Raw genomic sequence first — 21,634 nt, 5'->3', positions numbered from 1 at the left:
CGACGATGGCCATCACGCTTAGCCAAACCGACGCCGATTTCGAGCTGCGTTTTTCGGCATTCCTCACCACCAAGCGCGAAGTGTCGGCCGACGTCGAAGCGGTGGTGCGCGACATCGTCGCGCGCGTGCGCGCCGCAGGCGACAAGGCGCTCATCGACTACACGCTGAAATTCGACAAGGCCGATCTCAACAGGCTCGGCATCGCCGTCTCCAGGGCCGACATCGAAAAGGCATACGCCGCGGCCGACCCAGCCACAGTCGAGGCGCTCGAATTCGCACGCGACCGCATCCGCTCCCATCACGAGCGGCAGAAGCCGAAGGACGACCGCTACACGGACGCCGCCGGCGTCGAGCTCGGCTCGCGCTGGACCGCGATCGATGCCGTGGGGCTCTATGTGCCCGGCGGCACAGCGAGCTATCCGAGCTCGGTGCTGATGAACGCCGTGCCGGCCAAGGTCGCCGGTGTCGAGCGCATCGTGATCGTGGTGCCGGCCTCCGGCGGCGTCATCAATCCGCTGGTTCTGGTCGCGGCCGACCTTGCCGGCGTCTCCGAGATCTACCGCGTCGGCGGCGCGCAAGCCGTCGCCGCGCTCGCCTATGGCACCGAGACGATCCGGCCGGTCGCCAAGATCGTCGGGCCGGGCAATGCCTATGTCGCGGCAGCCAAGCGCCAGGTGTTCGGCAGCGTCGGCATCGACATGATCGCCGGGCCGTCGGAAGTGCTGGTCGTGGCAGATGCGGACAACGATCCGGACTGGATCGCCGCCGATCTGCTGGCGCAAGCCGAGCACGACGCGTCGGCGCAGTCGATCCTGATCACCGACAATGCCGCATTCGGCACGGCGGTGGAGCAGGCGGTCGAGCGCCAGTTGAAGAGCCTGCCGCGCGCCGCGACGGCGGCGGCGAGCTGGCGCGATTTCGGCGCCGTGATCCTGGTGCCGACGATCGAGGCTTCGCTGCCGCTGGTTGACCGCATCGCGGCCGAGCATGTCGAGCTCGCCTTCGACGACGCCGAAAGCTTCCTCGCCGGGATGCGCAATGCCGGCGCCGTCTTCCTCGGCCGCCACACGCCGGAAGTCATCGGCGATTATGTCGGCGGCTCCAACCACGTGCTGCCGACCGCGCGCTCGGCGCGCTTCTCGTCTGGTTTGTCCGTGCTCGATTTCGTCAAGCGCACCTCGATCCTGAAGCTCGGCCCGGAGCAGCTCAAGGCGCTGGCGCCGGCGGCCATCGCGCTCGCCAAGGCGGAAGGGCTCGACGCCCACGCACGATCGGTGGCGATCAGGCTGAACATGTAGCGATGTCCGGCCACCACCAAAACCGCGACAGGCTGATCGACGTCGAGCTCGACGAATCGATCGGGCGTTCGACGCCCGATGTCGAGCATGAGCGGGCAGTGGCGATCTTCGACCTGATCGAGGAAAACAGTTTCCGGCCGGTCAACGACGATGGCGCCGGCCCATACAGGCTGAAGCTGTCGCTGGCCGAGTCGCGCCTGGTGTTCGCCGTCAGCCGCCAGAATGGCGCCGATGTGGTTACCCACATCCTGTCGCTGACGCCGCTTAGGCGTATCGTCAAGGATTACTATCTGATCTGCGAAAGCTATTATGAGGCGATCCGCTCCTCCACGCCCAGCCATATCGAGGCAATCGACATGGGCCGCCGCGGCCTGCACAATGAGGGCTCGCAAACACTGATGGACCGGCTCGCCGGCAAGATCGAGATCGACTTCGACACGGCGCGCCGGTTGTTCACGCTCGTCTGCGTGCTGCACTGGCGGGGGTAGTCCTGGCCGCGCTGCCGCATTCGATTCTTTTTGTGTGCGGCATGAATGCCGTGCGCTCGCCGATGGCCGAGCAACTGGCGCGGCGGATGCTGCCCGCCACCACTTTCGTGGCCTCGGCCGGCGTGCGCAGCGGCGAGCGCGACCCCTTCGTCGATGCCGTGCTTGCCGAAGAGGGTCTCACGCTCGGCGAGCGGCAGCCGAGGACGCTTGACGAGCTGGAAGACGACTATTTCGACCTGATTGTGACGCTGGCGCCGGAAGCGCATCACGCCGCGCTCGAGCTTACCCGCTCGCTCGCCGTCGAGGTCGAGTACTGGCCGATGCCGGACCCGACCGACACCGGCGGCACGCGCGAGCACATCATGGCCGCCTATCGCGATGTGCGAGAGCGGCTGAAGACGCGCATAAGCCGGCGTTTCTTGCTTCCGGAAGCAAAAAACGCGACGGATTAAGCATGTTCACAAGCGGGCGATTATCATATAGGTTCCGCCGCAAATTCCGGCTGGAGTCGGACGAGTTCAGGTCTGTTCGACCTGAAATCGTCCGGCTCCAGATCAAGAGTAGAGCATGATGTCGTCCGAAAACCGCTTCACACTTTTCGGCATCATGCTCTAGGCCCCGGAACCGCCATCCAAGCAAAGGTATCGAATGCCGAAGGAAGAAGTCCTCGAATTTCCGGGCGTGGTCACGGAACTGCTGCCCAATGCGATGTTCCGGGTGAAGCTCGAAAACGAGCACGAAATCATCGCCCACACGGCCGGCCGCATGCGCAAGAACCGCATCCGCGTGCTGACCGGCGACAAGGTCCTGGTCGAAATGACGCCTTACGACCTGACCAAGGGCCGCATCACCTACCGCTTCAAGTAACAATTCGGCGCGAACCGCGATGAGCATCCTGCAGAAGCTCGTGCTTGCCTCGGGTTCGCCGCGTCGCATCGAGCTGTTGCAGCAGGCCGGCATCGAACCGGACCGCGTGCTGCCCGCCGATGTCGACGAGACGCCGCTGCGCGCCGAGCATCCGCGCTCGCTGGCGAAGCGCCTTTCCAAGGACAAGGCCGAGAAGGCGTTCGCCTCGCTGAAAAGCGAGGAAGACTATGCGCCGGCCTTCATCCTGGCCGCCGACACGGTGGTGGCGGTGGGGCGGCGCATCCTGCCCAAGGCCGAGACGATCGACGACGCGGTGAACTGCCTCGGCCTGCTTTCCGGCCGCTCGCACCGGGTCTATTCCGGCATCTGCCTGATCACGCCGGGCGGCAAGCTCAGGCAGCGGCTGGTGGAGACCAGGGTGCGCTTCAAGCGACTGCCACGCGAGGAGATCGACGCCTATGTCGCGTCGGGCGAATGGCGCGGCAAGGCCGGCGGTTATGCCGTGCAGGGCCTCGCCGGCTCCTTCGTCGTCAAGCTGGTCGGCTCCTACACCAATGTGGTCGGCCTGCCGCTCTACGAGAGTATCGCGCTGCTGTCCGGCGAGGGCTTCAAGCCGCACAAGAACTGGCACGTCGCGCGGCCATGAGCCCGGACGAAAAGGTCACGCCGCTGAGGCCGAAGCGCCCCTGCCCCGAATGCGGCAAGCCTTCGGTGCGGGAGCACTATCCGTTTTGCTCGACACGCTGCAAGGACATCGACCTCAATCGCTGGCTGAAAGGCGCCTACGTCATTCCCGGCCGCGACGACGAAGAGGAAGAAGACGGGGGCCCCAAGCAAGGCCCTTCGTCCACAGACGAGCAGTGAAGGCCGGTAGCAATACGCCGTTTCCCGGCGATTTTTCTTTATCAACACCTAAGCGCTGGACAGGGCGAATTCCCGTGCTATAACCCACGCGCTTTCGAGGGGGGCGCCACCCGGCGCTTCCGTGAAACCCGGCGGACGAGCCCGTTAGCCGGCGCAGGCCCAGATAGCTCAGTTGGTAGAGCAGCGGACTGAAAATCCGCGTGTCGGTGGTTCGAATCCGCCTCTGGGCACCATCACCCTCTTCTCCCCGCATTCGCTTTCGCCGAAGCTTCTACGCTGCAGCAAGCAGCTGGTGTTGGCGATCTTTTTGCTAGCGATGGCGCAATTTGGCGGGATTAGGAGCGCTGCGCTGGAGCTGTTACGGCTGCACGCTTGCCAGCCGGTTTAGCCGTGCCCAGGTTCTTCGAGCTTTTCCAGTCTCGCGGACAGCCGGTCAAGGTCAGTTGTGCCCTGGCCGAAAAGGCTCATGGCCCTCATGGCGACCAACTGGCGGTCTTCCTCGCTCTCAAGTCCATGCCTTGAACAATAGCGATGGACAGCTTTTGAGAGGATTTCAAGTTGGGTGGAATCCAAAACACCATGCAGGGACATGCGTGCCTCCTAGCCAGGGGCGAAAGCACGATACCGCTTTCAAGCGTCCGCTTGCCTCACTACTCGGTACGAACGACAGAGGGGTGATACGCCTCTCCGGCAAGTCGCGCGCTAACAAATGAGGCCGTGATGAAAATCGCGCCTGAGCGGTTACGTCTTCTTGAGAAGGCGCGCCTGCCGAAGAAGCGAAGCTGCGTCGATGCTGATCAAGTCGATGAGCTCGCGTGCTTGGCTGGGGGGATGCCGGTCCCGCGGGGCTGAAATCGCACCCGAAATTCCTTTTCGGCCTGTGACATTCCACCTGAACGTCGGGTACGCGAGCCTTGGCGGCGGCCCGCCTCGCTTGTCATGTGACAGCCATCATGGACCCAAGAATATCAATCGGCACTTCGCGAACGTTTTCTCCGCTCCAGGCTTTTCGCCTTTCGGCGAGCGATTCTGAGTTCGCCAAGCGTCGGCCGCCACCACCCTCTCGATCGTTCCGCTGATCCGGCAGGACGCCGCGCCGGCCATGTCTTGATCAGTTCAGCCAAGGTCGGCGGCCGCCACCTCGCCCAAACGGCGCCGAAGCCGGTCTCCATCGACTGTGGGTAGAACGGCGCCAGCTCAGAGGGGTCGGCGAGCTCGCCTGAAATCCCGGTGAAGACAACAACGTCATATTGCACCGTCGCCACGGCGCGACCGAGCGGAGGCAGGTCTTCGGCTGGAACCGGATAGCGCCGGCGCCTGCGTTCGGCATGGCGCAGCCTGGCGGCCTTGTGCTCATCGGAGTGTTTACCAGCCTCCCGCCGGCGTTTCCTCTCCTCCGGCTCGGCGCGCTGGGCGGCTCTTTCGATGCTTGGCCAACGGCGCCGCAGCTCCTCATAAGCGCGAAAAGGCACCCGCCAGACCCGCAGTTCGTCGTCCCAACTCGCCCATGGAACCGCTCGCAGTTCCTCCAGCACGGTCTTCGAATAAGGCGTGCGAATGCGCAGGTCGTCCGCGACTTCCAGATAGTGGCTCGACAGTGGATCGAAGGCGAAGGCATCCCGCCCCTTACTGTCGTCATGGGCTGCGCGAGCCGCTGTCTCCTGTGCCAGCCAGCGCTCGATCCGCCGCGCCGCCGTTTTTCCGGGCACGAACCAGCTCCTGAGCTCGTCGCTCCACCTCGCGCGCGGAAACGCAAGCTGGAACCGCTCAACTGCCGCTCGATCGTACGGGAAGCGCGCTTCGGCACCACGAGGCTTCTGCGGTTCAAAATGGGCTTCGGATTTTTCCATCGGATTGCGCTTGCTAGCTCTGCTCGCAAGGAACGCCGCGCAAGTTCCTTGGGTTCAAGCCACACAGCCGAGACAAGCCGAACTGCTCGAGGAACCGCGAGCGGAAACCTTCCCGGCATTCGACGGTTAATCCGGATCAGGAGAGGTCAGCCCATGGCGAGACGACGTGATGCAGATGAAACAGCGGCGAGCCGGCCCAGAAGGCCACGTTCGCGCCCGCTGAAAGGCGAAGAAACGGAAGTGAACCATATCGTGGAAACGCAAAACATCTCGCCGGCCCAGGCGCGGGAGCTGGTGCGGCGTCACGGAAACGATTGGCGCAAGATCGATGAGGCCGCCAAATCCTACAAGAAAGACAGCTAGTATTCCAAACCAAGTATCGGGGTGACTGCCCGGAGAGATCATCGGCCAAGATAACCGGATGACCAGGATCGCTACTTTCAACGTAAATGGCGTCAATGGGCGATTGCCGGTCCTCCTGAAATGGCTTGGCGAAACCGGCTATGACATCGTCTGCCTGCAGGAGCTCAAGACATCCGATGAGAAGTTCCCTGCCGAGGCGATCCGGCAGGCTGGTTACTGCGCCGTCTGGCATGGGCAGAAATCTTACAACGGCGTAGCGATTCTGGCCCGTGGGAAACAGCCGCAGGAGCGCAGGCGCGGACTGCCAGGCGACCCGGACGATACGCACAGCCGCTACATCGAGGCCGAGGTGGATGGGCTGGTGATCGGCTGCATCTATCTGCCGAACGGCAATCCCGCGCCTGGACCTAAATTCGATTACAAGCTCGCGTGGTTCCAGCGTTTGATCAGCTATTCCCAGACCTTGCTTAAAGAGGAAACGGTCCTGTGCGGCGATTACAACGTGGTGCCAACCCTGATTGATGCGGTGGTGCCGGCGCGCTGGTTGGGCGATGCAGTGTTTTTCCCGCAGAGTCGTGACGCTTACGCCGATTTGCTGAAGATGGGCTGGACGGATGCGGTTCGGCAGATCCATCCCGAGAAGAGGGTCTACACCTACTGGAACTTCTCCTACCGGGGCGGTTATGATCGGAGCTCCGGCCTGCGAATGGACCATCTCCTGATCAGTCCGGCACTTTCAAACCGGCTGCGGGGGGCGGGCGTCGATGCTGCGGTAAGAGCTTTGGAAAGGCCAAGCGATCATGCCCCGGCGTGGATCGAGCTGACCTGGCCTGGAAAGCTCGACTGAGGTTCCGATGGCCTGCCCAGGAGCGGCATCAGCCCGAGCGTATCACGCCGGGCTCATCGGTCTGTTCGTGGGCTCGTCCGACAGCTTGGGGCGCGGCCACAAGGTCCTGGAATCCGATCGTGGCGACCAGATACCCCGCTTCGTCGTAGATTCTCGTAACCCACGATGTCGGGTCGACGCCTTCGACAATCCCATCGAGCATCGCCTCCTTAGCCGCGCGTTTCGCCTCGGCCTTGGCGGCATCCAAATTTTCCATGTCGACCTGGATGGCCGGCTGCGCCGTACTTTCGATGAACTCAAAACGGAACTTCGGCATTGGCTTCTCCATTCGGCGCCGCCGGGAGCGGATCGGGCGGGCTCTCAATCTTGCCGTTGCTGGAAGTTTCGTCTCCGAGCACTGTTTCCGCGATGTATTGCTTGAGATCGCCGACTTCGTCGCCGATATCCTCAGCCAGTATTCCCAGGCCTTCGGCATCGGCGATGCATTGTTCGGCGAGCTTCTCGGCGGCGATTTCGGCCGGGATTGCAGCTGCGGCTTCCGCCTTATGCTCGTCGATCCATTCCCCGACGAAATGTGCGGTCTTGTTCACGATGATATCCGGTTCCTGAGCGGAAACCGTGTCAGCGTCAGTTGGCTTCGTGTCCATGTCTAAACCCGCCCTCTAGGATCCTTCTTCAACGCCGATTGCCTGCGAAGGATGCAGGCGTTGGTCGAAAGTTGTTATAGCTTCAGGCTTGCACTTCAGACTCCCGGCTCAAGGCTGGAACCTGCGTCAGGATCAACAGTTCTTGAGCATGGCAAATCACCCGATAACGAGTTTCCTCACCTCAATCGGCACTTTTGCGTCCCGTCCCGCCGCATTCCAGGTGCTGCTGGCCTACGCAGCACTGTGTGTCGTTTTCGATCGGCAAAGTCTGAATTGGTATGGGGCGGCCACCCTGGCGCCTCCAGCGGGCGCGTGAAAGGTGAGATTTGGTCGGAACCGGCGGAGGCTGCTCAGCAGCCTCAAGTATTTGGCCGTCGCGCTTGTCGCCAGTCTGGTCACGCTGCTCGCGATCAACTTGATCCCCGAGACCCGTGTCATCCGCACCATCGTGCCGCACCGTTTCGATGCGGCAGATCCGCAATTCGCAAGGAGCATGAGCAGCTATTCGCAGGGGCAGATGTTCGAGGCGAACGCCGTGCAGACCCTCGTCAACGGCGACGAGATTTTTCCCGCCATGCTGCAAGCGATCCGTTCGGCCCGAAAGACCATCAACATGGAAACCTACATCTATTGGTCGGGCTCGGTCGGCTACGAGTTCGCCACGTCTTTGGCTGCGAAAGCCCGAGAGGGTGTCGAAGTGCGCGTGCTCGTCGATTGGCTTGGCAGTCTTCCCTTCGATGAGAAGCTGATCCAAATCATGACGAGTGCTGGCGTTCGGTTCGAGCGCTATCGGCCGATCCACTGGTACACGCTCGACCGCGTCAACAACCGGACGCATCGCAAGCTGCTCATTGTGGACGGGCGGGTCGCCTTCACAGGCGGGGTCGGCATCGCGGACAACTGGCTGGGAGATGCGCGCAACCCCAATGAGTGGCGCGACACGCACTACCAGATCGAAGGGCCTGCTGTGCCCGGGTTCCAGGCGGCCTTCGCCGAGAACTGGCTGGAAACAGTGGGCGAGACGTTGCAGGGCGAGAACTTCTACCTGCCGCCCGAAGCCGCGGGTGCGCTCCGTGCCCAGCTGATCCTTTCTTCGCAGCCGAACGGCTCCGAAAACATGGAGCTGATGATGCTGGCCGCCATAGCCGCGGCCAAAGACCACCTGCGCATCGGCATGGCCTATTTCCTCCCGGACGACATCGCCCTGCAGCAGATATTGGACGCCAGAAAAAGAGGCGTCGCCGTCGATGTGATCGTTCCCAATTCCCTGACGGATGTTCCGATCGTCCGCAAAGCTTCGCGCTATTTCTGGGGCAAATTGCTCGAGGCCGGGGTGCGGATCTACGAGTTTCAGCCCACGATGTATCACCCCAAACTGCTGATCGTGGACGACGTCTGGGCGAGCTTCGGTTCCACCAACCTGGACCAGCGGTCTTTGCGTTTGAACGATGAGGCCACGCTCAACGTCTATGGCAAGGAATTCGCACGAACGCAGATCGACTTGTTCAACGAAGATCTGAAGCGCTCGAGGCAGATCAGCCTTGCCGAATGGAGATCGCGTCCCATGCGCGAAAAGTTCACCGATTGGCTGGCCAGCACGCTCCACGCGCAGCTCTAGTCAGCCCATGGAGCCGAACGCAAACACCAGCCGCTGCTTGTCTCTTCGGCCGCCCGTCACCCAGATCGGCGGAGTTGCCAACCCACCCCAGGTGAGCCAGGGTCGGCCGCCACGGGGCGGCTCTTGACGCCGAAAATCGCGCTTCCAATATTTCACCTCAGCGCCGCCGGCACATGCCCAACACCTTGCTGAGCATCTGTTTGGCCTGCCGGCGATTGGCGCATCAAGCGGAGGAAGGTCATGGGCCCAAATGTCTTCGGGGAGCCCGTTGGGCGTGCTTTGATTTCTCGGCAAAGCGACAACTATGGTCACGACCACGGCGCGGCAGAACCAGGCGCGATGAGCACTGATGTGTTCGCTGAACCTGTCCTTGTTGATGACGTGCCATTTGGCGTGAGGAAAATCCGTTGCGCGATGGACGCCATCGAATTCCTGGAGGAGTGGCCGTTCGAGAAGCGGTGCCGCCTGCACGGTTTGGCCAGCGACGCTTGCTGCGCGGCATATGATGGCCGCGGGCCGGTCGCCGCGGCCAGGAAAGTGTTCGTCAGCTGGGCGATCCAGACCGGGATTTGCGCGAGCGCGCCTTGCCTCGAGCTCGACGCCGCCGAGGCAGCGGATCAAGTCACAGGCAGTGGCACGTCCTGATGAGGAAGAACACGCCGACCCCATAGGGAAGCAACAAAAGCAGCAGGGCCAGCCAGTAACCGGGCTGTGCGATCGGCGCGAAATCTGAACGAAGCTGCTCCATTGCCCGTCCAACGCAGGGCGGCACAGCTGGTTCCTCTACTGCACATGTCGCAAGACCAAGCAGCCGCGTACCTCCTGCTGTTGACGGCTGCAGCAATCGAGGAACGCTGGCCGCCTCCCAGGAGCGGTGATGGCACCGCCAGGTCCTTGGTGCTGTTGGGCCGGACTTCGATATGGATGCACCTGCCACACGCAATTCTTGCAGTCCCTTTCTGGGCAGCAGGAACAAAGGGGCTCGTTGTCCGTTCGGTTTCGCGCAGCAAGAGCAGGATCAGCTTGCAGAACGGCGAGACCGGAGTTTCTGCCGCCAGATTTCTGTTTTCCCTTGTTGTCCGCGTTGAACAAGGTGTTCCGAAGCGCCATGCATTTCCGCCAGTGTCCGTCGGCCGCTCTTGGCCTCCTGCTCTTGGCCATCGCGGTGCTGCCACACAATCCCGCTTGGGCGCAAGCGCCCTGCCCGACCGATCACGACAAACTGCTGTCGGCCTTGAAGGCCAATGTCAAGGCGAGTGGCGGGCCGGCAAATGGCGGCTTCGAGAGCAATGAATGGGCCGCGATCGTTGCCCGTGACGGTACGGTCTGCGCCGTCGCCTTCAGCGGCCCTACCGTGGACGCGCAATGGCCCGGCAGCCGGCTGGTCGCGGCCGAGAAGGCCAACACGGCCAACGGGCTCAGCCTGGCGAATATGGCCCTGTCGACCGCCAATCTTTATGCCGGGGTGCAACCAGGCGGGCCGCTGTTCGGCCTGCAGGCCACCAACCCCGTCAATCAGGCGGCGGCTTACGCCGGCGACGCCAAGACATTCGGCAGCCCCAATGACCCGCTGATCGGCAAACCGATCGGAGGCGTGGTGGTGTTCGGCGGAGGCCTGGCCCTGTACGACGGCAAGGCGATCGTCGGCGGCCTCGGGGTCAGCGGCGATTCCTCCTGCGCCGACCACAACGTCGCCTGGCGCGTCCGCGCAGCGCTCGGCCTCGACAAGGTTCCGGCAGGCGTCAATCCCAACCGCAAGGACGCCATCATCTACGACCTCGACCCAGGCGGCAAAAGCGCATCCGGCTGGGGTCATCCGCTTTGCGCCGGGCGCGAGGCCGACATAGCCGCCGAACTGGGCGCCAGCGTCGGAGGCTCGGTCCCGAAATGAAGGCAGCGCGACAGCTGACGGCGAGGTGTGCGCAGTCCGGACGCGCTCGCCTCACCCGGGCTGCGCGGCAATATGCGGGATTAAGCATTGTTGGGGCGATGATGCTGGCCTGTCTCCCAGTTCTGATGGCCGCCTCGGAGTCGCCCTCGACGCCTGCGATCTCGCCGCCGGCCTCCGCCGCCCCGCCCGACGACGGCCAATGGACGATGCCAGCCAAGAACTACGCCTCGACCCGCTATAGCGAGCTCGCGGAAATCAATGCAGGCAACGTCAAGAACCTGCAGGTCGCCTTCACCTTCTCGACCGGCGTGAACAAGGGCCAGGAAGCGGCACCGCTGGTGGTCGGCAGCACGATGTATATCGTGACGCCCTTTCCCAACATCGTCTACGCGCTCGACCTCTCCAAACCTGGCGCACCGATCAAGTGGAAATACGAACCCAATCCCGAGCCCGCGGCACAAGGGGTGGCGTGCTGCGACGTCGTCAATCGCGGCGCCGCCTTCACCGACGGGCGCATCTTCTTCAACACGCTGGACGGCCACACGATCGCGCTCGATGCGAACTCCGGCCAGCCGATCTGGAACACCCATATCGGCAACATCAATGTCGGCGAGACCCTCACCATGGCGCCGCTGGTGGTGAAGGGCAAAGTGCTCGTCGGCAATTCGGGCGGCGAGATGGGCGTACGCGGCTGGGTCAAGGCGCTCGACGCCGGCGATGGCCATGTCGTCTGGACGGCTTACAGCACGGGTCCCGACAAGGAGGTGCTGATCGGCCCGGATTTCAAGCCGCATTACGACATGGACAAGGGCAGGGACCTCGGTGTGACGACCTGGCCGCCGGAGGCCTGGAAGATCGGCGGCGGCAATATGTGGGGCTGGATCTCCTATGATCCCGATCTCAATCTGATCTTCCACGGCACCGGCAATCCAGGCCCCTGGAACCCTGACCTGCGCCCCGGCGACAACAAATGGACATCGGGCATTTTTGCCCGCGATCCCGATACCGGAGCGGCCAAATGGTTCTATCAGTGGACGCCGCACGATCTGCACGACTATGACGGCATCAATGAGCAGATCCTGCTCGACATGAACTGGCAGGGCAAGCCGCGCAAGGTGCTGGTCCGGCCGGAGCGCAACGGCTATCTCTACGTCCTTGATCGCACCACCGGCGAGGTCCTGTCCGCAAAACCCTATGGCCCCGTCAACTCCAGCAAGGGTGTGGATCTCAAGACGGGCAGGCTGATGGCAAACCCGGACAAGAAGACCGGGACCGGCAAGGTCGTCCGCGACATCTGCCCGACCGCCTCGGGGCTCAAGGACTGGCAGCCTTCCGCCTTCTCGCCGAAGACGGGCCTGCTCTACATCCCGCACAACAATCTGTGCATGGACGAACAAGGCGTCGAGGTGAACTACATCGCCGGCACACCCTATGTCGGAATGAACGTGCGCATGATCCCGGGCCCCGGCGGCAATCGCGGGGCCTTCACCGCGTGGGATATCGCCGCGGAGAAACCGGCCTGGAGCCTCAAGGAAAACTTCCCGGTATGGAGCGGCGCGGTCGTAACCGCCGGCGATATCGTCTTCTACGGAACCATGGAAGGCTGGTTCAAGGCCGTCAGCGCGAAGACCGGCGAACTGCTTTGGCAGTTCAAGACCTCCTCCGGCATCATCGGCCAGCCGGTGACTTATCGCGGCCCCGACGGACACCAATATGTCGCGATCCTGTCCGGCGTCGGCGGCTGGGCCGGCGCCATCGTCTCGGGCGATCTCGACCCGCGCGATGCCACTGCTGCGCTCGGTTTCGTCAACGCGATGAAGGACTTGAAAAACACGACAACGGCGGGAGGCACGCTCTATGTGTTCCGACTGCCTTGATGCATTCAAACCGACGGCACTGGCGAAAAGATCCGCCCCGCGGGCCCTCGTGGCCGGTCTCGTCGCGTTGGTCTGGCTGGTTCTGGCCGGCGCGGCGGATGCGCGGGAACTGCGCGCCTGCGCCGATCCCAACAACATGCCGTTCTCCGACGCCAGCGGCGAAGGCTTCGAGAACAAGATCGCCGAGATCGTTGCGGCCGACCTTGGCGCGAAGCTTACCTACACCTGGTGGGCGCAGCGCCGCGGCTTCGTTCGCAACACGCTGAAAGCGGGGCTTTGCGATCTGGTGCTCGGAACGCCGGCAAATGTCGAAATGCTACGCACCACCTCGCCCTACTACAGATCCTCCTACGTCTTTGTCGCACGACAGGATGGACCGGACGTAACGTCCTTTAACGATCCACGGCTGCGCGACATGCGCATCGGCGTTCAGCTCATCGGCGATGACGGCGCCAATTCGCCGCCGGTCCAGGCGCTCGGCCGTCGCGGCATTGTCGGACATCTCGTCGGCTACCCGGTCTACGGCGACTATTCCGCTCCCAACCCCGCGGCGCGCATTGTGGAAGCTGTCGCGAGCGGCGAGGTCGACGTCGCCGTGGTCTGGGGCCCGCTCGCCGGTTACTTCGCTACGAAGCAAAAGGTGCCGCTCCGGATCACGCCGGTCACACCTCGCATCGATGGACCGCAACTGCCACTGATGTACGACATCTCGATGGGCGTTCGGCGCGAGGACGAGCGACTGCGCGGCGATGTGAATAGCGCGCTCGCCAGGCACAAGGCCGAGATCGACGCGGTTCTGACGCAATATGGCGTTCCGCTTCTCGACATCGCCGGGAGCCCGGTGCGATGAGGCTGGGTCTCGCGACGCTGCTGTCCGTGGCGCTCGCCTTGGCGGCATGCCAGCGCGAGGAGCGGGACACGCGCCCGCAATCTTCGCTCGGCTCCGGCGGGCAGCCGACGCCCGTGACTACGCTGGAACCTGGCGGCCAAAGGCCCTCCCCCAGCAACAACAAGGCGGCGAGCTTCGAGGCGAACGCCTTTCATCTCAGCGAGGGCAAGCGCCTGTTCGGCTGGTTCAACTGTTCGGGATGCCACGCCAATGGCGGCGGCGGCATGGGCCCGGCGCTGATGGACCAGAAGTGGATCTATGGCAGCTCCATGGAAAGCATTCACGCCACCATCCGCGACGGACGTCCGAACGGCATGCCGAGCTTCCGCAACAAGATCCCCGACGATCAGATCTGGGAACTGGCGGCCTTCGTGCGTTCGCTAAGCGGCAACGCGCCCTCTTCCGCTGCGCCACAGCGAAATGACGACATGATGCCCCATCCGTCGGAAAACCGCATGCCGGATGCCGCCACGCTGGGGAAGTCGCCGTGAAAGGCCTCGCCTCGATGGCGTTTGCCGCGGCAAGCGTCCTTTCTCTCCAGGGATGCGCGGGCTGGCAATCGGCGCTCGACCCGAAAGGCCCCGCGGCGAGCGAGTTGGCATGGCTGATCTGGTTCTTCATAGGGCTTTGCTCGGTAGTGTGGGTGCTGGTGATGATCGCTCTCGCCGCACCGCTGTTGATGCGGCCACCCAGGCGCACCGAGCCGCTGATGCTCGACGCCAGCGCCGACCATCGCAAATTGCGCGTTGTGGTCATCGCTGTCGGGCTGACCGCAGCGACGCTGGTCGGGCTGACCCTGCTCAGCTTCTTGGCCAACAGGACGCTTGCGGCAATCGGCTCGAACGCTGCGCTCACCATTCGGGTGACCGGGCACCAGTGGTGGTGGGAGGTGCGCTATGAGGATGCCACGCCGAGCCGCATCCTGACGACGGCGAACGAAATCCACATCCCCGCCGGCGAGCCGGTGCGGCTTCTTCTGACCTCGACCGATGTGATCCATTCCTTCTGGATCCCAAGTCTGGCCGGCAAGCTCGACCTCATCCCCGGTCACATGAACGTGCTGGATGTCAAGGCGGACAAGCCCGGAACCTATCGCGGCCAGTGCGCCGAGTTCTGCGGCGCGCAGCATGCGAACATGGGCACCTTTATCATCGCCGAGCCGCGGGCAAAGTTCGACGCCTGGTGGAACGACCAGCTGCAGCCGGCCGCGGCCCCGACGGGCGACGAGGCGAAGGCGGGCGCGGACTTGTTTCTCAAGCGTCCCTGCGTGATGTGCCACAAGATCGGCGGCACGCCCGCGGGCGGAACGGTCGCTCCGGATCTCACCCATATTGCCAGCCGGCAAACACTTGCCGCGGGAACCTTGACGATGAGCCGCGGCAATCTCGCCGCCTGGATAGCCGACCCGCAAGGCATCAAGCCCGGCTCCCACATGCCGGTGGTTGAGCTCAATGGCGACGAGCTCAACGCGATCGTCGCCTATCTCGAGGGCCTGAAATGAGCAGCGCGGACCTGGCCAGCGAACGCGACCTGCCGCCGGAACGTGAGGCGACTGCCAAGGGCGACGTTGCCCCCGAACGTGATGGGCCGCGCGACACCGGCATGGACGATGCCAGCCTTCACCGCTGGCTCGCGCGCACATGGCGGACGCCGCCCGGCATCATCGGCGCGTTGTCCAGCGTTGATCACAAGGTCGTCGCAAGGCGCTATCTGATCACGGCATTCGGGTTTCTGTGCCTGGGCGGGCTGAGCGCCGTCGCCATGCGCATCCAGCTTTCGGGACCGCAACGCGGCCTGATCGGGCCGGACCTCTACAACCAGCTGTTCACCATGCATGGCGTCACCATGATGTTCCTGTTTGCCGTGCCCATCGTGCAGGCGACCGGCATCTATCTGGTGCCGCTGATGGTCGGCAGCCGCAACATCGCCTTTCCGCGCCTGAACGCGTTCAGTTATTGGATTTATGTCTCGGGAGGTCTCTTCGCCTGGGTGTCCTTCGCCCTTGCAATGGCGCCGGATGTCGGCTGGTTCGCCTATGTGCCGCTGTCAGGTCCCGAATTCAGTCCCGGCAAGCGCGCCGACGTGTGGGCGCAGATGATCACCTATACCGAGGTCTCATCGCTGGCGGTCGCCGTCGCGACCATTGTCACCGTATTGAAGCAGCGTGCGGCAGGCATGTCGCTGGACAAGATCCCGCTCTATGTCTGGGCGTTGCTGGTGACCTCATTCGTCGTCGTCTTCGCCATGCCGGCGGTCATGATCACCTCGACCTTCCTGATCCTCGACCGGCTGGTCGGAACGCATATTTTCAATCCAGCGGAGGGCGGCGACGCCCTGCTGTTCCAGCACCTGTTCTGGTTCTTCGGTCACCCCGAGGTCTACATCATCTTCCTGCCGGCGACGGGCATCGTCTCCGCGATCATTCCCGCTTTCGCTCGAAGGCCGGCGTTCGGCTATCTCGGGCTGGTCCTGTCGTTGATCGCGGTCGGCTTTCTGTCGTTCGGTCTCTGGGTCCACCACATGTTCGCGACGGGATTGCCGAAGCTCGGTGCAAGCTTCTTCACGGCATCCAGCATGTTGATCGCCATTCCCAACGGCGTGCAGATCTTTTGCTGGCTGGCGACCTTGTGGGACGGCAGACCGGTGATCCGCACGCCGTTGCTCTTCGTCTTCGGTTTCTTCTTCATCTTCGTCATTGGCGGTCTCACCGGTGTCATGCTGGCCTCGGTGCCGCTCGACCTGCAGGTGCACGACACCTATTTCGTCGTCGCGCATTTCCACTATGTGCTGATCGGCGGCTCGGTTTTCCCACTGCTGGGTGCCGCCTATTTCTGGTTCCCCAAGATCACCGGCCGCATGATGAGCGAGCGCCTCGGACGCTGGCATTTCTGGCTGGCCTTCATCGGCTTCAACGCGGCCTTCTTCCCGATGCACCTTGTCGGCCTGTGGGGCATGCCGCGCAGGGTCTATACCTATCCGGCCGAGCTTGGCTGGGGGAACATCAACCTGTTCATCACCGGCGGCGCGGTGCTCTTCTTCCTGAGCTTCGTGCTGTTCACCTTCAACCTCGTGCATGGCGCCTTGAAAGGCGCGCCGGCCGGCGACAATCCCTGGGATGCCGGCACGCTGGAATGGGCCACGTCTTCGCCGCCTCCAAGCTATAATTTCGCGCGCATTCCAATCGTCACGAATGTCGAGCCGCTCTGGGCCGAACGCGAGGCCCTTCCCGTCGCCACCGGCCTTCGCGTCGATGTGCGCGAGCTCCTCATCTCGACGGTGGCGGAAGCGCATCCCGATATCCGCGAGAAATCGGCGACGCCGTCGATCTGGCCCTTGTTCGCTGCGATCGCTGTCGGCGGCACCTTTCTGTATTCGATCTTCACGCCCTGGGCGATCGTCTGGGGCGCCGCGCCGATCGCGATCACCCTGATCGGCTGGTTCTGGCCGAAAGATACGCCGGAGGACGAGGAATGAAGCAGCGTCCCGCCGCCGATCTGTCGGGCCTGCCAAGCTTCGGGCTTGGTCCGCGCAGCCCGACCTGGTGGGGTACGCTCGGTTTCATGGCATTGGAAGGAATGGGCTTTGCGCTGGCGGCCGGCGCTTATCTGTATCTGGCGACCTTGTGGCCCAACTGGCGTCTGAGCGCCCCGGAGCCCAACCATTGGCCGGGAACGATCGTGACGCTGCTTCTCATCGTCAGCCTGGTGCCGAACCACCTCCTCAACCGCTACGCCAAGCAATGCGCCATCGGGCCGGTGCGGATCGGCATGGTGGTGATGTCGCTGCTCGGCAGCGCGCCGCTCATCGTGCGCTGGTTCGAGTTTCCGGCCCTGAACATCTATTGGGACACCAACGCTTATGGCTCGATGCTCTGGGTGCTGCTCGGCCTGCACACCATCCATCTGATCACCGATGTCGGCGACACGATCGTTCTGACAGTGCTGATGTTCACGCGCCACGCCTATAGCGGCCGGCGTTTCGGCGACGTCGGCGACAACGTCTTCTACTGGGATTTCGTGGTCTTGACCTGGATCCCGATCTATCTGCTCATCTACTGGGCCCCGAGGCTAGGCTGATGCGCGCGCTGCGTTTGGGAACGTCCTGGGGTGGTCTTGTGTCGGGGCCTCTGGCCTGGGCCATCTCTACGCAGCTGAATTACGCGCTGGTGCCCTGGCAATGTAATCGCCAGGTCCCGGTGGTGCTTTCCGTCGCACTGGTGCTCATGGTGTTTTCGCTCCTCGGCGGCGTCCTGTCGTGGCAGGCGAAGCGGCAAGGCGGCGCCGCCTTCAAACCGGAGCGTACACGCAGCACCGAGCGATTCATCGCCGATCTCGGCATGCTTTCGGCTTTGCTGTTTGCCCTCGTCATCGTCATGCAGGCCAGCGCCGCGCTCATCCTCGACGAGTGCCTGCGATGAGTTTCGAGGCGTTCTTCTCGACCTCGATCTGCTACGGCGCCGGCGCGCCCGAGACCGGGTGGACGCTTGCCCTTCCCATCACGCTTCCGCTGGCCGCGCTCGCGCTGGTCTATGCGACCGGCGCCAACCGGCTGTGGCGCCGCAGCAGCCGAGGCCGACCAGAGCGGATACGACAAACCTTGCTGTTCGCCGCAGGGTGGTGCGTGCTGACGGGAGCGCTGGTCAGCCCGATCCATGCGCTCGGCGAGCGGGTCTTTGCCGCTCACATGATCGAGCACGAGCTGCTGATGGCGCTGGCGGCTCCGCTGCTGGTTGCAGCCCGCCCCGGCGCGGCACTGGTATGGGCATTCCCGGTCGCGTTTCGGCAGAGAACGGGAAGGCTCACGCATGGCAAGATGCTGCAGGCGGTCTGGGCCTTCGCCAGCCGCCCTCTCAACGCAACAATCATCCACGCGATCGCCATCTGGATCTGGCACATCCCGTTCCTGTTCGAGGCAGCCCTGCAGCGGGGCGTGCTGCACTATACCCAGCATGTGAGCTTCCTCGGCACTGCCTTGCTGTTCTGGTGGGCGCTTCTGCCCCGTTCCGGTCGGCAGCAGGCCTATGGCAGCGCTGTCATGCATCTCTTCTTCACCTCGATGCACACCGGCCTGCTCGGCGTGCTGCTGCTGCTGTCGCCCAAACTATGGTATCCGGAAAATGCCGGTGGCGCAGCGCTGTGGGGTTTAAGCCCGATCGAGGACCAGCAGCTTGCGGGTCTGGTGATGTGGGTTCCGGCTGGCCTGATCTATGGCGGAGCCGCTTTGCTGCTCGCCGGCCTCTGGATAAGCAAGAGCGGAACCAGGGAGGCGACGCATGCGCTCCGATCTGGCTAGACTGATCGCCGGCGCCCTCGCCGCCATGATCGTAGTTGCCGTAGCCGTCGCCGCCGTGGCCTTATGGGCCGACCGGCGTGATCGTGTCCGGCACGAGTCGGACGCGGCAACCGGCGGCGTGGGCGCGCGCGCCATTCCGATCATGACCGCGAACGGCTGCTCCGGCTGCCATACGATCCCTGGCGTGCCGGGCGCGCAAGGTCAGGTCGGCCCGCGCCTCGACGCCAGCCTCGCCGGCCGGGTCATTATCGGCGGCGTGCTGGCGAACAATCCGGAGAACCTGATCCGCTGGATACGCGGCGCCAGAGAGGTTAATCCGCACACCGCCATGCCATCGACGAGGATCACCGAACAGCAGGCGCGTGATATCGCGGCCTATCTCTATGCTTTGAAATAATTGAACCCCGCCGCGCCGGAACCTGGGCTGTCACGCAACCTTCGACAGGACGCTGATATCGCATCTGGCGAGGCCATATCGCCAGCGATGGTTCGTCGCCGCGACACGGCTCTGGTAAAAAAGCGTGAGCTGTTCGCCCTCGATCATGACGGTGGAGTGACCGTTTTCTCCTGGCCCGCCTGGATCAAGAACCGGACCTATCGAGACGTAGGGTCCGGTAACCTCGGCGGCGATGGCGAAAAACACGCGTTGTCGGCTTCCTCGCGCTCCCCGCGGAAGGAAGCACGTGGCGTTCAGAAGCACGCGGCCATCGGGGAGCTCGACCAGTTGGGCGCCTTCGATCCCCCACTCGTAGTCGGGATCATCGCGCGTATTGTGGTGTGGGATCTCACTATGGTCGAGGATCCTGCCCAGCCGCTTCCAAGGTCCGAACCACGAGTCCGACTGGCTGCGCGCCAGGTAGACATCGGGTTGCGGCACACGACTGAATTTCGGCATGCCGGAATAGACGATGTAGCGCTTGCCGCCGATGATCGCCGGATGCGGATCATAGATCCCATCTTCGTCCGTGCCAGGGATCGACAGGATTGCCGGGTTGAGCACCACCCAGTTGAAGCCATCATTCGACACCGCGTGCTCACAGCGGCCGCCGGACTTCATGAACTCGGTCTGGATGAACATGTGGAAGACGCCGAGCTCGTAGACAACACCGGGCGCGGCAACGCCCGATCCTGTGACAGGAAGCTCGATGGGCTCGTGCTCCGTCCAGGGACCATGCAGCTCCGGCGCGGTTGCGTGAAGTATCTTCCAACTCTCGGTTGTTACCGTGCCGCTCGAGCCGAAGACGTGCCAAAGCCTGCCGTCAAAGACGGGGCATGGATCCTTGAGATCATCCACCGCCTGCGGATGGAAGAGCGGGAACACATTCGTCTCGAACTCGATCTTCATCACTTGCCCCATTAATTTCCGGCCGTTTGAGGCTCGTTTGGCTCCGGTCCAGGCGAATCGTTGGAGCCGTCGAACAGCTTAGCTGCCCATGCTACCGAAATACGGCCACCGAGTGACCGTCCCCAAGAACCTGCGTGCGAATCTTGGCTCCACCTCCCAAAGGGGCAGCAGCACCGCGGCATGATCCTTCGCCGCTTTAACGGTTCGCGGCTGGAACAAGTTATTCGACGGAAAGTTAGACGGAAAGGTGGATCTCGCCTCCGCTGCCTGCGATTAACAAATGTTAATCGCAATATACACCGTTCTGCCACTAGGGAAAATTTGTATGGACGCGGCAATAAGAATACCAACTCGCAGAAAAACCACGAAGACGCAAGACTTACTGGTATGCTTCTCTCATTTACGATGGAATTTTGTCTATCAGCGTCCACAACATATTCTTACCTTGGCCGCGAAGGAACATGAGATTATCTATTTCGAGGAACCTGTTTTCGAGGAGCGCTCGCATCCTTCGATGCGTTTCTCAGAGGTGGCGCCGGCAATTCGGGTCGCGACTCCTCTGCTTCCAATTGGCACAAGCCCGGCCAGAGCTGATGCCGTGCAGCGCAAATATCTCGACCGGATCATCGCTTCGACGCCGCACACTAACCTGACCGCCTGGTACTACACGCCCATGGCCCTACGCTTCAGCGCGCACATCAATTGCGATGTCTGCGTCTATGACTGCATGGACGAACTTTCGGCGTTCAAGAATGCGCCAACCGAGCTGGCCATGATGGAGCGAGCCCTCTTCGGGCGCGCCGACGTGGTCTTCACCGGCGGCTTGAGCCTCTTTGAAGCGAAGCGCTGCCAACACCGTGCCATCTATCCGTTTCCGAGCAGCATCGACGTCAGCCACTTCCACAAGGCAAGGACACCCGGCAAGGACCCGGCCGATCAATTCGGCATCCCTCATCCACGGGTGGGCTTCTTCGGCGTCATCGACGAGCGCCTCGACATCGATCTCGTGGCCCAGGCCTCCAAGGCCATGCCGGACGTGCATTTCGTCATGCTCGGTCCGGTGGTCAAGATCGACCCGAGCAGCCTGCCGACAGCGGGCAATCTGCATTGGCTCGGCGGGAAAGCCTATGCCGATCTTCCAGATTATCTGCGCCACTGGGACGCCGGCTGGATGCCGTTCGCGCTCAACGAGGCCACACGCTTCATCAGCCCGACAAAAACGCCGGAGTTCCTCGCCGCTGGCCTGCCGGTGGTTTCAACAGCAATTGTCGATGTTGTGCGAACCTACGGCGCAGCCGGGCTCGTCGACATAGTGGACGCCGAGGACGTCGACATCAAGCTGCGATCCGTCCTTACCCAATCGCGCGAGGCGCGGCTTCAGCAGGTCGATGCCTATCTCCGGGACATGTCCTGGAAGCGCACATGGAATGGCATGGCCGCTCATATTAGGAACGCCAGTGCTCGGAAAAAGGTCGTCCCGTTCCGCAGGAGCGCCTGA

The 21,634-nt window shown here is 63.0% G+C and carries 26 protein-coding genes and 1 tRNA gene; 22 read left to right on the top strand and 5 right to left on the bottom strand.

The window, feature by feature from the left end:
• Nucleotides 1-5 precede the first annotated feature (5 nt).
• From hisD to EOD29_RS27340, 7 genes are all read left to right on the top strand, one after another.
• Entirely contained in the window at nucleotides 6-1,298 is a 1,293-nt protein-coding gene (gene hisD, locus EOD29_RS27370; protein WP_127248492.1) for a histidinol dehydrogenase, read from the top strand.
• 2 nt (nucleotides 1,299-1,300) lie between these two features.
• Nucleotides 1,301-1,786 carry a UPF0262 family protein gene (locus tag EOD29_RS27365; protein ID WP_066993793.1) on the top strand — a complete coding sequence of 162 codons (486 nt, stop codon included), beginning with the start codon at nucleotides 1,301-1,303 and terminating at the stop codon, nucleotides 1,784-1,786.
• Nucleotides 1,774-2,238: a low molecular weight phosphatase family protein gene (locus EOD29_RS27360; RefSeq protein WP_082954052.1), complete on the top strand. Its 465-nt coding sequence runs from the start codon at nucleotides 1,774-1,776 to the stop codon at nucleotides 2,236-2,238. The genes EOD29_RS27365 and EOD29_RS27360 overlap by 13 nt, the downstream gene beginning before the upstream one ends.
• A gap of 196 nt (nucleotides 2,239-2,434) precedes the next feature.
• Nucleotides 2,435-2,653, top strand: coding sequence for a translation initiation factor IF-1 (infA, locus tag EOD29_RS27355; protein WP_006200926.1), 219 nt, complete (start codon nucleotides 2,435-2,437; stop codon nucleotides 2,651-2,653).
• 19 nt (nucleotides 2,654-2,672) lie between these two features.
• Nucleotides 2,673-3,299 (top strand): Maf-like protein, encoded by a 627-nt coding sequence (locus EOD29_RS27350; RefSeq protein WP_066993800.1) that lies wholly within the window; start codon nucleotides 2,673-2,675, stop codon nucleotides 3,297-3,299.
• Nucleotides 3,296-3,517 (top strand): DNA gyrase inhibitor YacG, encoded by a 222-nt coding sequence (yacG, locus tag EOD29_RS27345; protein ID WP_067328558.1) that lies wholly within the window; start codon nucleotides 3,296-3,298, stop codon nucleotides 3,515-3,517. Before EOD29_RS27350 ends, yacG begins: the two co-directional genes overlap by 4 nt.
• Before the next feature lie 157 nt (nucleotides 3,518-3,674).
• Nucleotides 3,675-3,750: transfer RNA gene (locus EOD29_RS27340), tRNA-Phe, on the top strand.
• A gap of 151 nt (nucleotides 3,751-3,901) precedes the next feature.
• Here EOD29_RS27340 and EOD29_RS27335 read toward each other — a convergent pair.
• Together EOD29_RS27335 and EOD29_RS27330 are read right to left on the bottom strand one after the other, a co-directional pair.
• The gene (locus tag EOD29_RS27335; protein ID WP_066993806.1) at nucleotides 3,902-4,108 is read right to left on the bottom strand and encodes a hypothetical protein; all 207 of its coding nucleotides are present in this window, start codon (nucleotides 4,106-4,108) and stop codon (nucleotides 3,902-3,904) included.
• Nucleotides 4,109-4,485: 377 nt separating this feature from the next.
• The gene (locus EOD29_RS27330) at nucleotides 4,486-5,367 is read right to left on the bottom strand and encodes a hypothetical protein (RefSeq protein WP_127248491.1); all 882 of its coding nucleotides are present in this window, start codon (nucleotides 5,365-5,367) and stop codon (nucleotides 4,486-4,488) included.
• 153 nt (nucleotides 5,368-5,520) lie between these two features.
• Here EOD29_RS27330 and EOD29_RS27325 point away from each other — a divergent pair, with 153 nt between their 5' ends.
• Both EOD29_RS27325 and xth read left to right on the top strand, forming a co-directional pair.
• Nucleotides 5,521-5,730 (top strand): hypothetical protein, encoded by a 210-nt coding sequence (locus EOD29_RS27325; protein ID WP_066993812.1) that lies wholly within the window; start codon nucleotides 5,521-5,523, stop codon nucleotides 5,728-5,730.
• Between the two features lie 58 nt (nucleotides 5,731-5,788).
• Complete coding sequence (gene xth / locus EOD29_RS27320) at nucleotides 5,789-6,577, top strand: exodeoxyribonuclease III (RefSeq protein WP_095826011.1); 789 nt, start codon at nucleotides 5,789-5,791, stop codon at nucleotides 6,575-6,577.
• A 28-nt stretch (nucleotides 6,578-6,605) separates the two neighbouring features.
• Here the strand turns inward: xth and EOD29_RS27315 are convergent, their stop codons facing one another.
• Both EOD29_RS27315 and EOD29_RS27310 read right to left on the bottom strand, forming a co-directional pair.
• Nucleotides 6,606-6,893: a hypothetical protein gene (locus EOD29_RS27315; protein WP_127248490.1), complete on the bottom strand. Its 288-nt coding sequence runs from the start codon at nucleotides 6,891-6,893 to the stop codon at nucleotides 6,606-6,608.
• Entirely contained in the window at nucleotides 6,874-7,224 is a 351-nt protein-coding gene (locus tag EOD29_RS27310) for a DUF768 domain-containing protein (RefSeq protein ID WP_067328549.1), read from the bottom strand. The genes EOD29_RS27315 and EOD29_RS27310 overlap by 20 nt, the downstream gene beginning before the upstream one ends.
• A 367-nt stretch (nucleotides 7,225-7,591) precedes the next feature.
• On the opposite strand from EOD29_RS27310, the gene EOD29_RS27305 reads away from it, so the two are divergent.
• From EOD29_RS27305 to EOD29_RS27250, 12 genes are all read left to right on the top strand, one after another.
• Nucleotides 7,592-8,842, top strand: coding sequence for a phospholipase D-like domain-containing protein (locus tag EOD29_RS27305; protein ID WP_245432959.1), 1,251 nt, complete (start codon nucleotides 7,592-7,594; stop codon nucleotides 8,840-8,842).
• A gap of 240 nt (nucleotides 8,843-9,082) precedes the next feature.
• The gene (locus EOD29_RS27300; protein ID WP_095782978.1) at nucleotides 9,083-9,487 is read left to right on the top strand and encodes a DUF982 domain-containing protein; all 405 of its coding nucleotides are present in this window, start codon (nucleotides 9,083-9,085) and stop codon (nucleotides 9,485-9,487) included.
• 463 nt (nucleotides 9,488-9,950) lie between these two features.
• A complete protein-coding gene (locus tag EOD29_RS27295) occupies nucleotides 9,951-10,733 on the top strand; it encodes a heme-binding protein (protein WP_245322486.1) in 783 nt (260 codons plus the stop codon).
• Nucleotides 10,734-10,858: 125 nt separating this feature from the next.
• Nucleotides 10,859-12,610 carry a methanol/ethanol family PQQ-dependent dehydrogenase gene (locus EOD29_RS27290; RefSeq protein WP_348627448.1) on the top strand — a complete coding sequence of 584 codons (1,752 nt, stop codon included), beginning with the start codon at nucleotides 10,859-10,861 and terminating at the stop codon, nucleotides 12,608-12,610.
• Nucleotides 12,611-12,659: 49 nt separating this feature from the next.
• Complete coding sequence (locus EOD29_RS27285) at nucleotides 12,660-13,460, top strand: substrate-binding domain-containing protein (protein WP_245322488.1); 801 nt, start codon at nucleotides 12,660-12,662, stop codon at nucleotides 13,458-13,460.
• Nucleotides 13,457-13,990, top strand: a complete 534-nt coding sequence (locus tag EOD29_RS27280; RefSeq protein WP_127248489.1) for a c-type cytochrome — start codon at nucleotides 13,457-13,459, stop codon at nucleotides 13,988-13,990. The genes EOD29_RS27285 and EOD29_RS27280 overlap by 4 nt, the downstream gene beginning before the upstream one ends.
• The gene (gene coxB / locus EOD29_RS27275; protein WP_245475448.1) at nucleotides 13,987-15,000 is read left to right on the top strand and encodes a cytochrome c oxidase subunit II; all 1,014 of its coding nucleotides are present in this window, start codon (nucleotides 13,987-13,989) and stop codon (nucleotides 14,998-15,000) included. Before EOD29_RS27280 ends, coxB begins: the two co-directional genes overlap by 4 nt.
• Nucleotides 14,997-16,973, top strand: coding sequence for a cytochrome c oxidase subunit I (ctaD, locus tag EOD29_RS27270; RefSeq protein ID WP_082954049.1), 1,977 nt, complete (start codon nucleotides 14,997-14,999; stop codon nucleotides 16,971-16,973). The genes coxB and ctaD overlap by 4 nt, the downstream gene beginning before the upstream one ends.
• Entirely contained in the window at nucleotides 16,970-17,575 is a 606-nt protein-coding gene (locus EOD29_RS27265; RefSeq protein WP_067328539.1) for a cytochrome c oxidase subunit 3, read from the top strand. The genes ctaD and EOD29_RS27265 overlap by 4 nt, the downstream gene beginning before the upstream one ends.
• Nucleotides 17,575-17,916, top strand: coding sequence for a hypothetical protein (locus EOD29_RS27260; protein WP_067328538.1), 342 nt, complete (start codon nucleotides 17,575-17,577; stop codon nucleotides 17,914-17,916). The genes EOD29_RS27265 and EOD29_RS27260 overlap by 1 nt, the downstream gene beginning before the upstream one ends.
• Entirely contained in the window at nucleotides 17,913-18,791 is an 879-nt protein-coding gene (locus EOD29_RS27255) for a cytochrome c oxidase assembly protein (protein ID WP_127248488.1), read from the top strand. The genes EOD29_RS27260 and EOD29_RS27255 overlap by 4 nt, the downstream gene beginning before the upstream one ends.
• Nucleotides 18,772-19,188: a c-type cytochrome gene (locus EOD29_RS27250; protein ID WP_067328533.1), complete on the top strand. Its 417-nt coding sequence runs from the start codon at nucleotides 18,772-18,774 to the stop codon at nucleotides 19,186-19,188. The genes EOD29_RS27255 and EOD29_RS27250 overlap by 20 nt, the downstream gene beginning before the upstream one ends.
• Before the next feature lie 30 nt (nucleotides 19,189-19,218).
• Here EOD29_RS27250 and EOD29_RS27245 read toward each other — a convergent pair whose 3' ends face one another.
• Nucleotides 19,219-20,136, bottom strand: coding sequence for a hypothetical protein (locus EOD29_RS27245; protein WP_066993843.1), 918 nt, complete (start codon nucleotides 20,134-20,136; stop codon nucleotides 19,219-19,221).
• A 325-nt stretch (nucleotides 20,137-20,461) separates the two neighbouring features.
• Here EOD29_RS27245 and EOD29_RS27240 point away from each other — a divergent pair, with 325 nt between their 5' ends.
• Nucleotides 20,462-21,634: a glycosyltransferase gene (locus tag EOD29_RS27240; protein WP_067328529.1), complete on the top strand. Its 1,173-nt coding sequence runs from the start codon at nucleotides 20,462-20,464 to the stop codon at nucleotides 21,632-21,634.

Origin of the sequence: Mesorhizobium sp. M1A.T.Ca.IN.004.03.1.1 (assembly GCF_003997555.1) — a bacterium.
GTDB lineage: Bacteria > Pseudomonadota > Alphaproteobacteria > Rhizobiales > Rhizobiaceae > Mesorhizobium.
The sequence above is the reverse complement of the archived record's forward strand: the minus strand, read 5'-3'. Positions and strand labels throughout refer to the sequence as shown.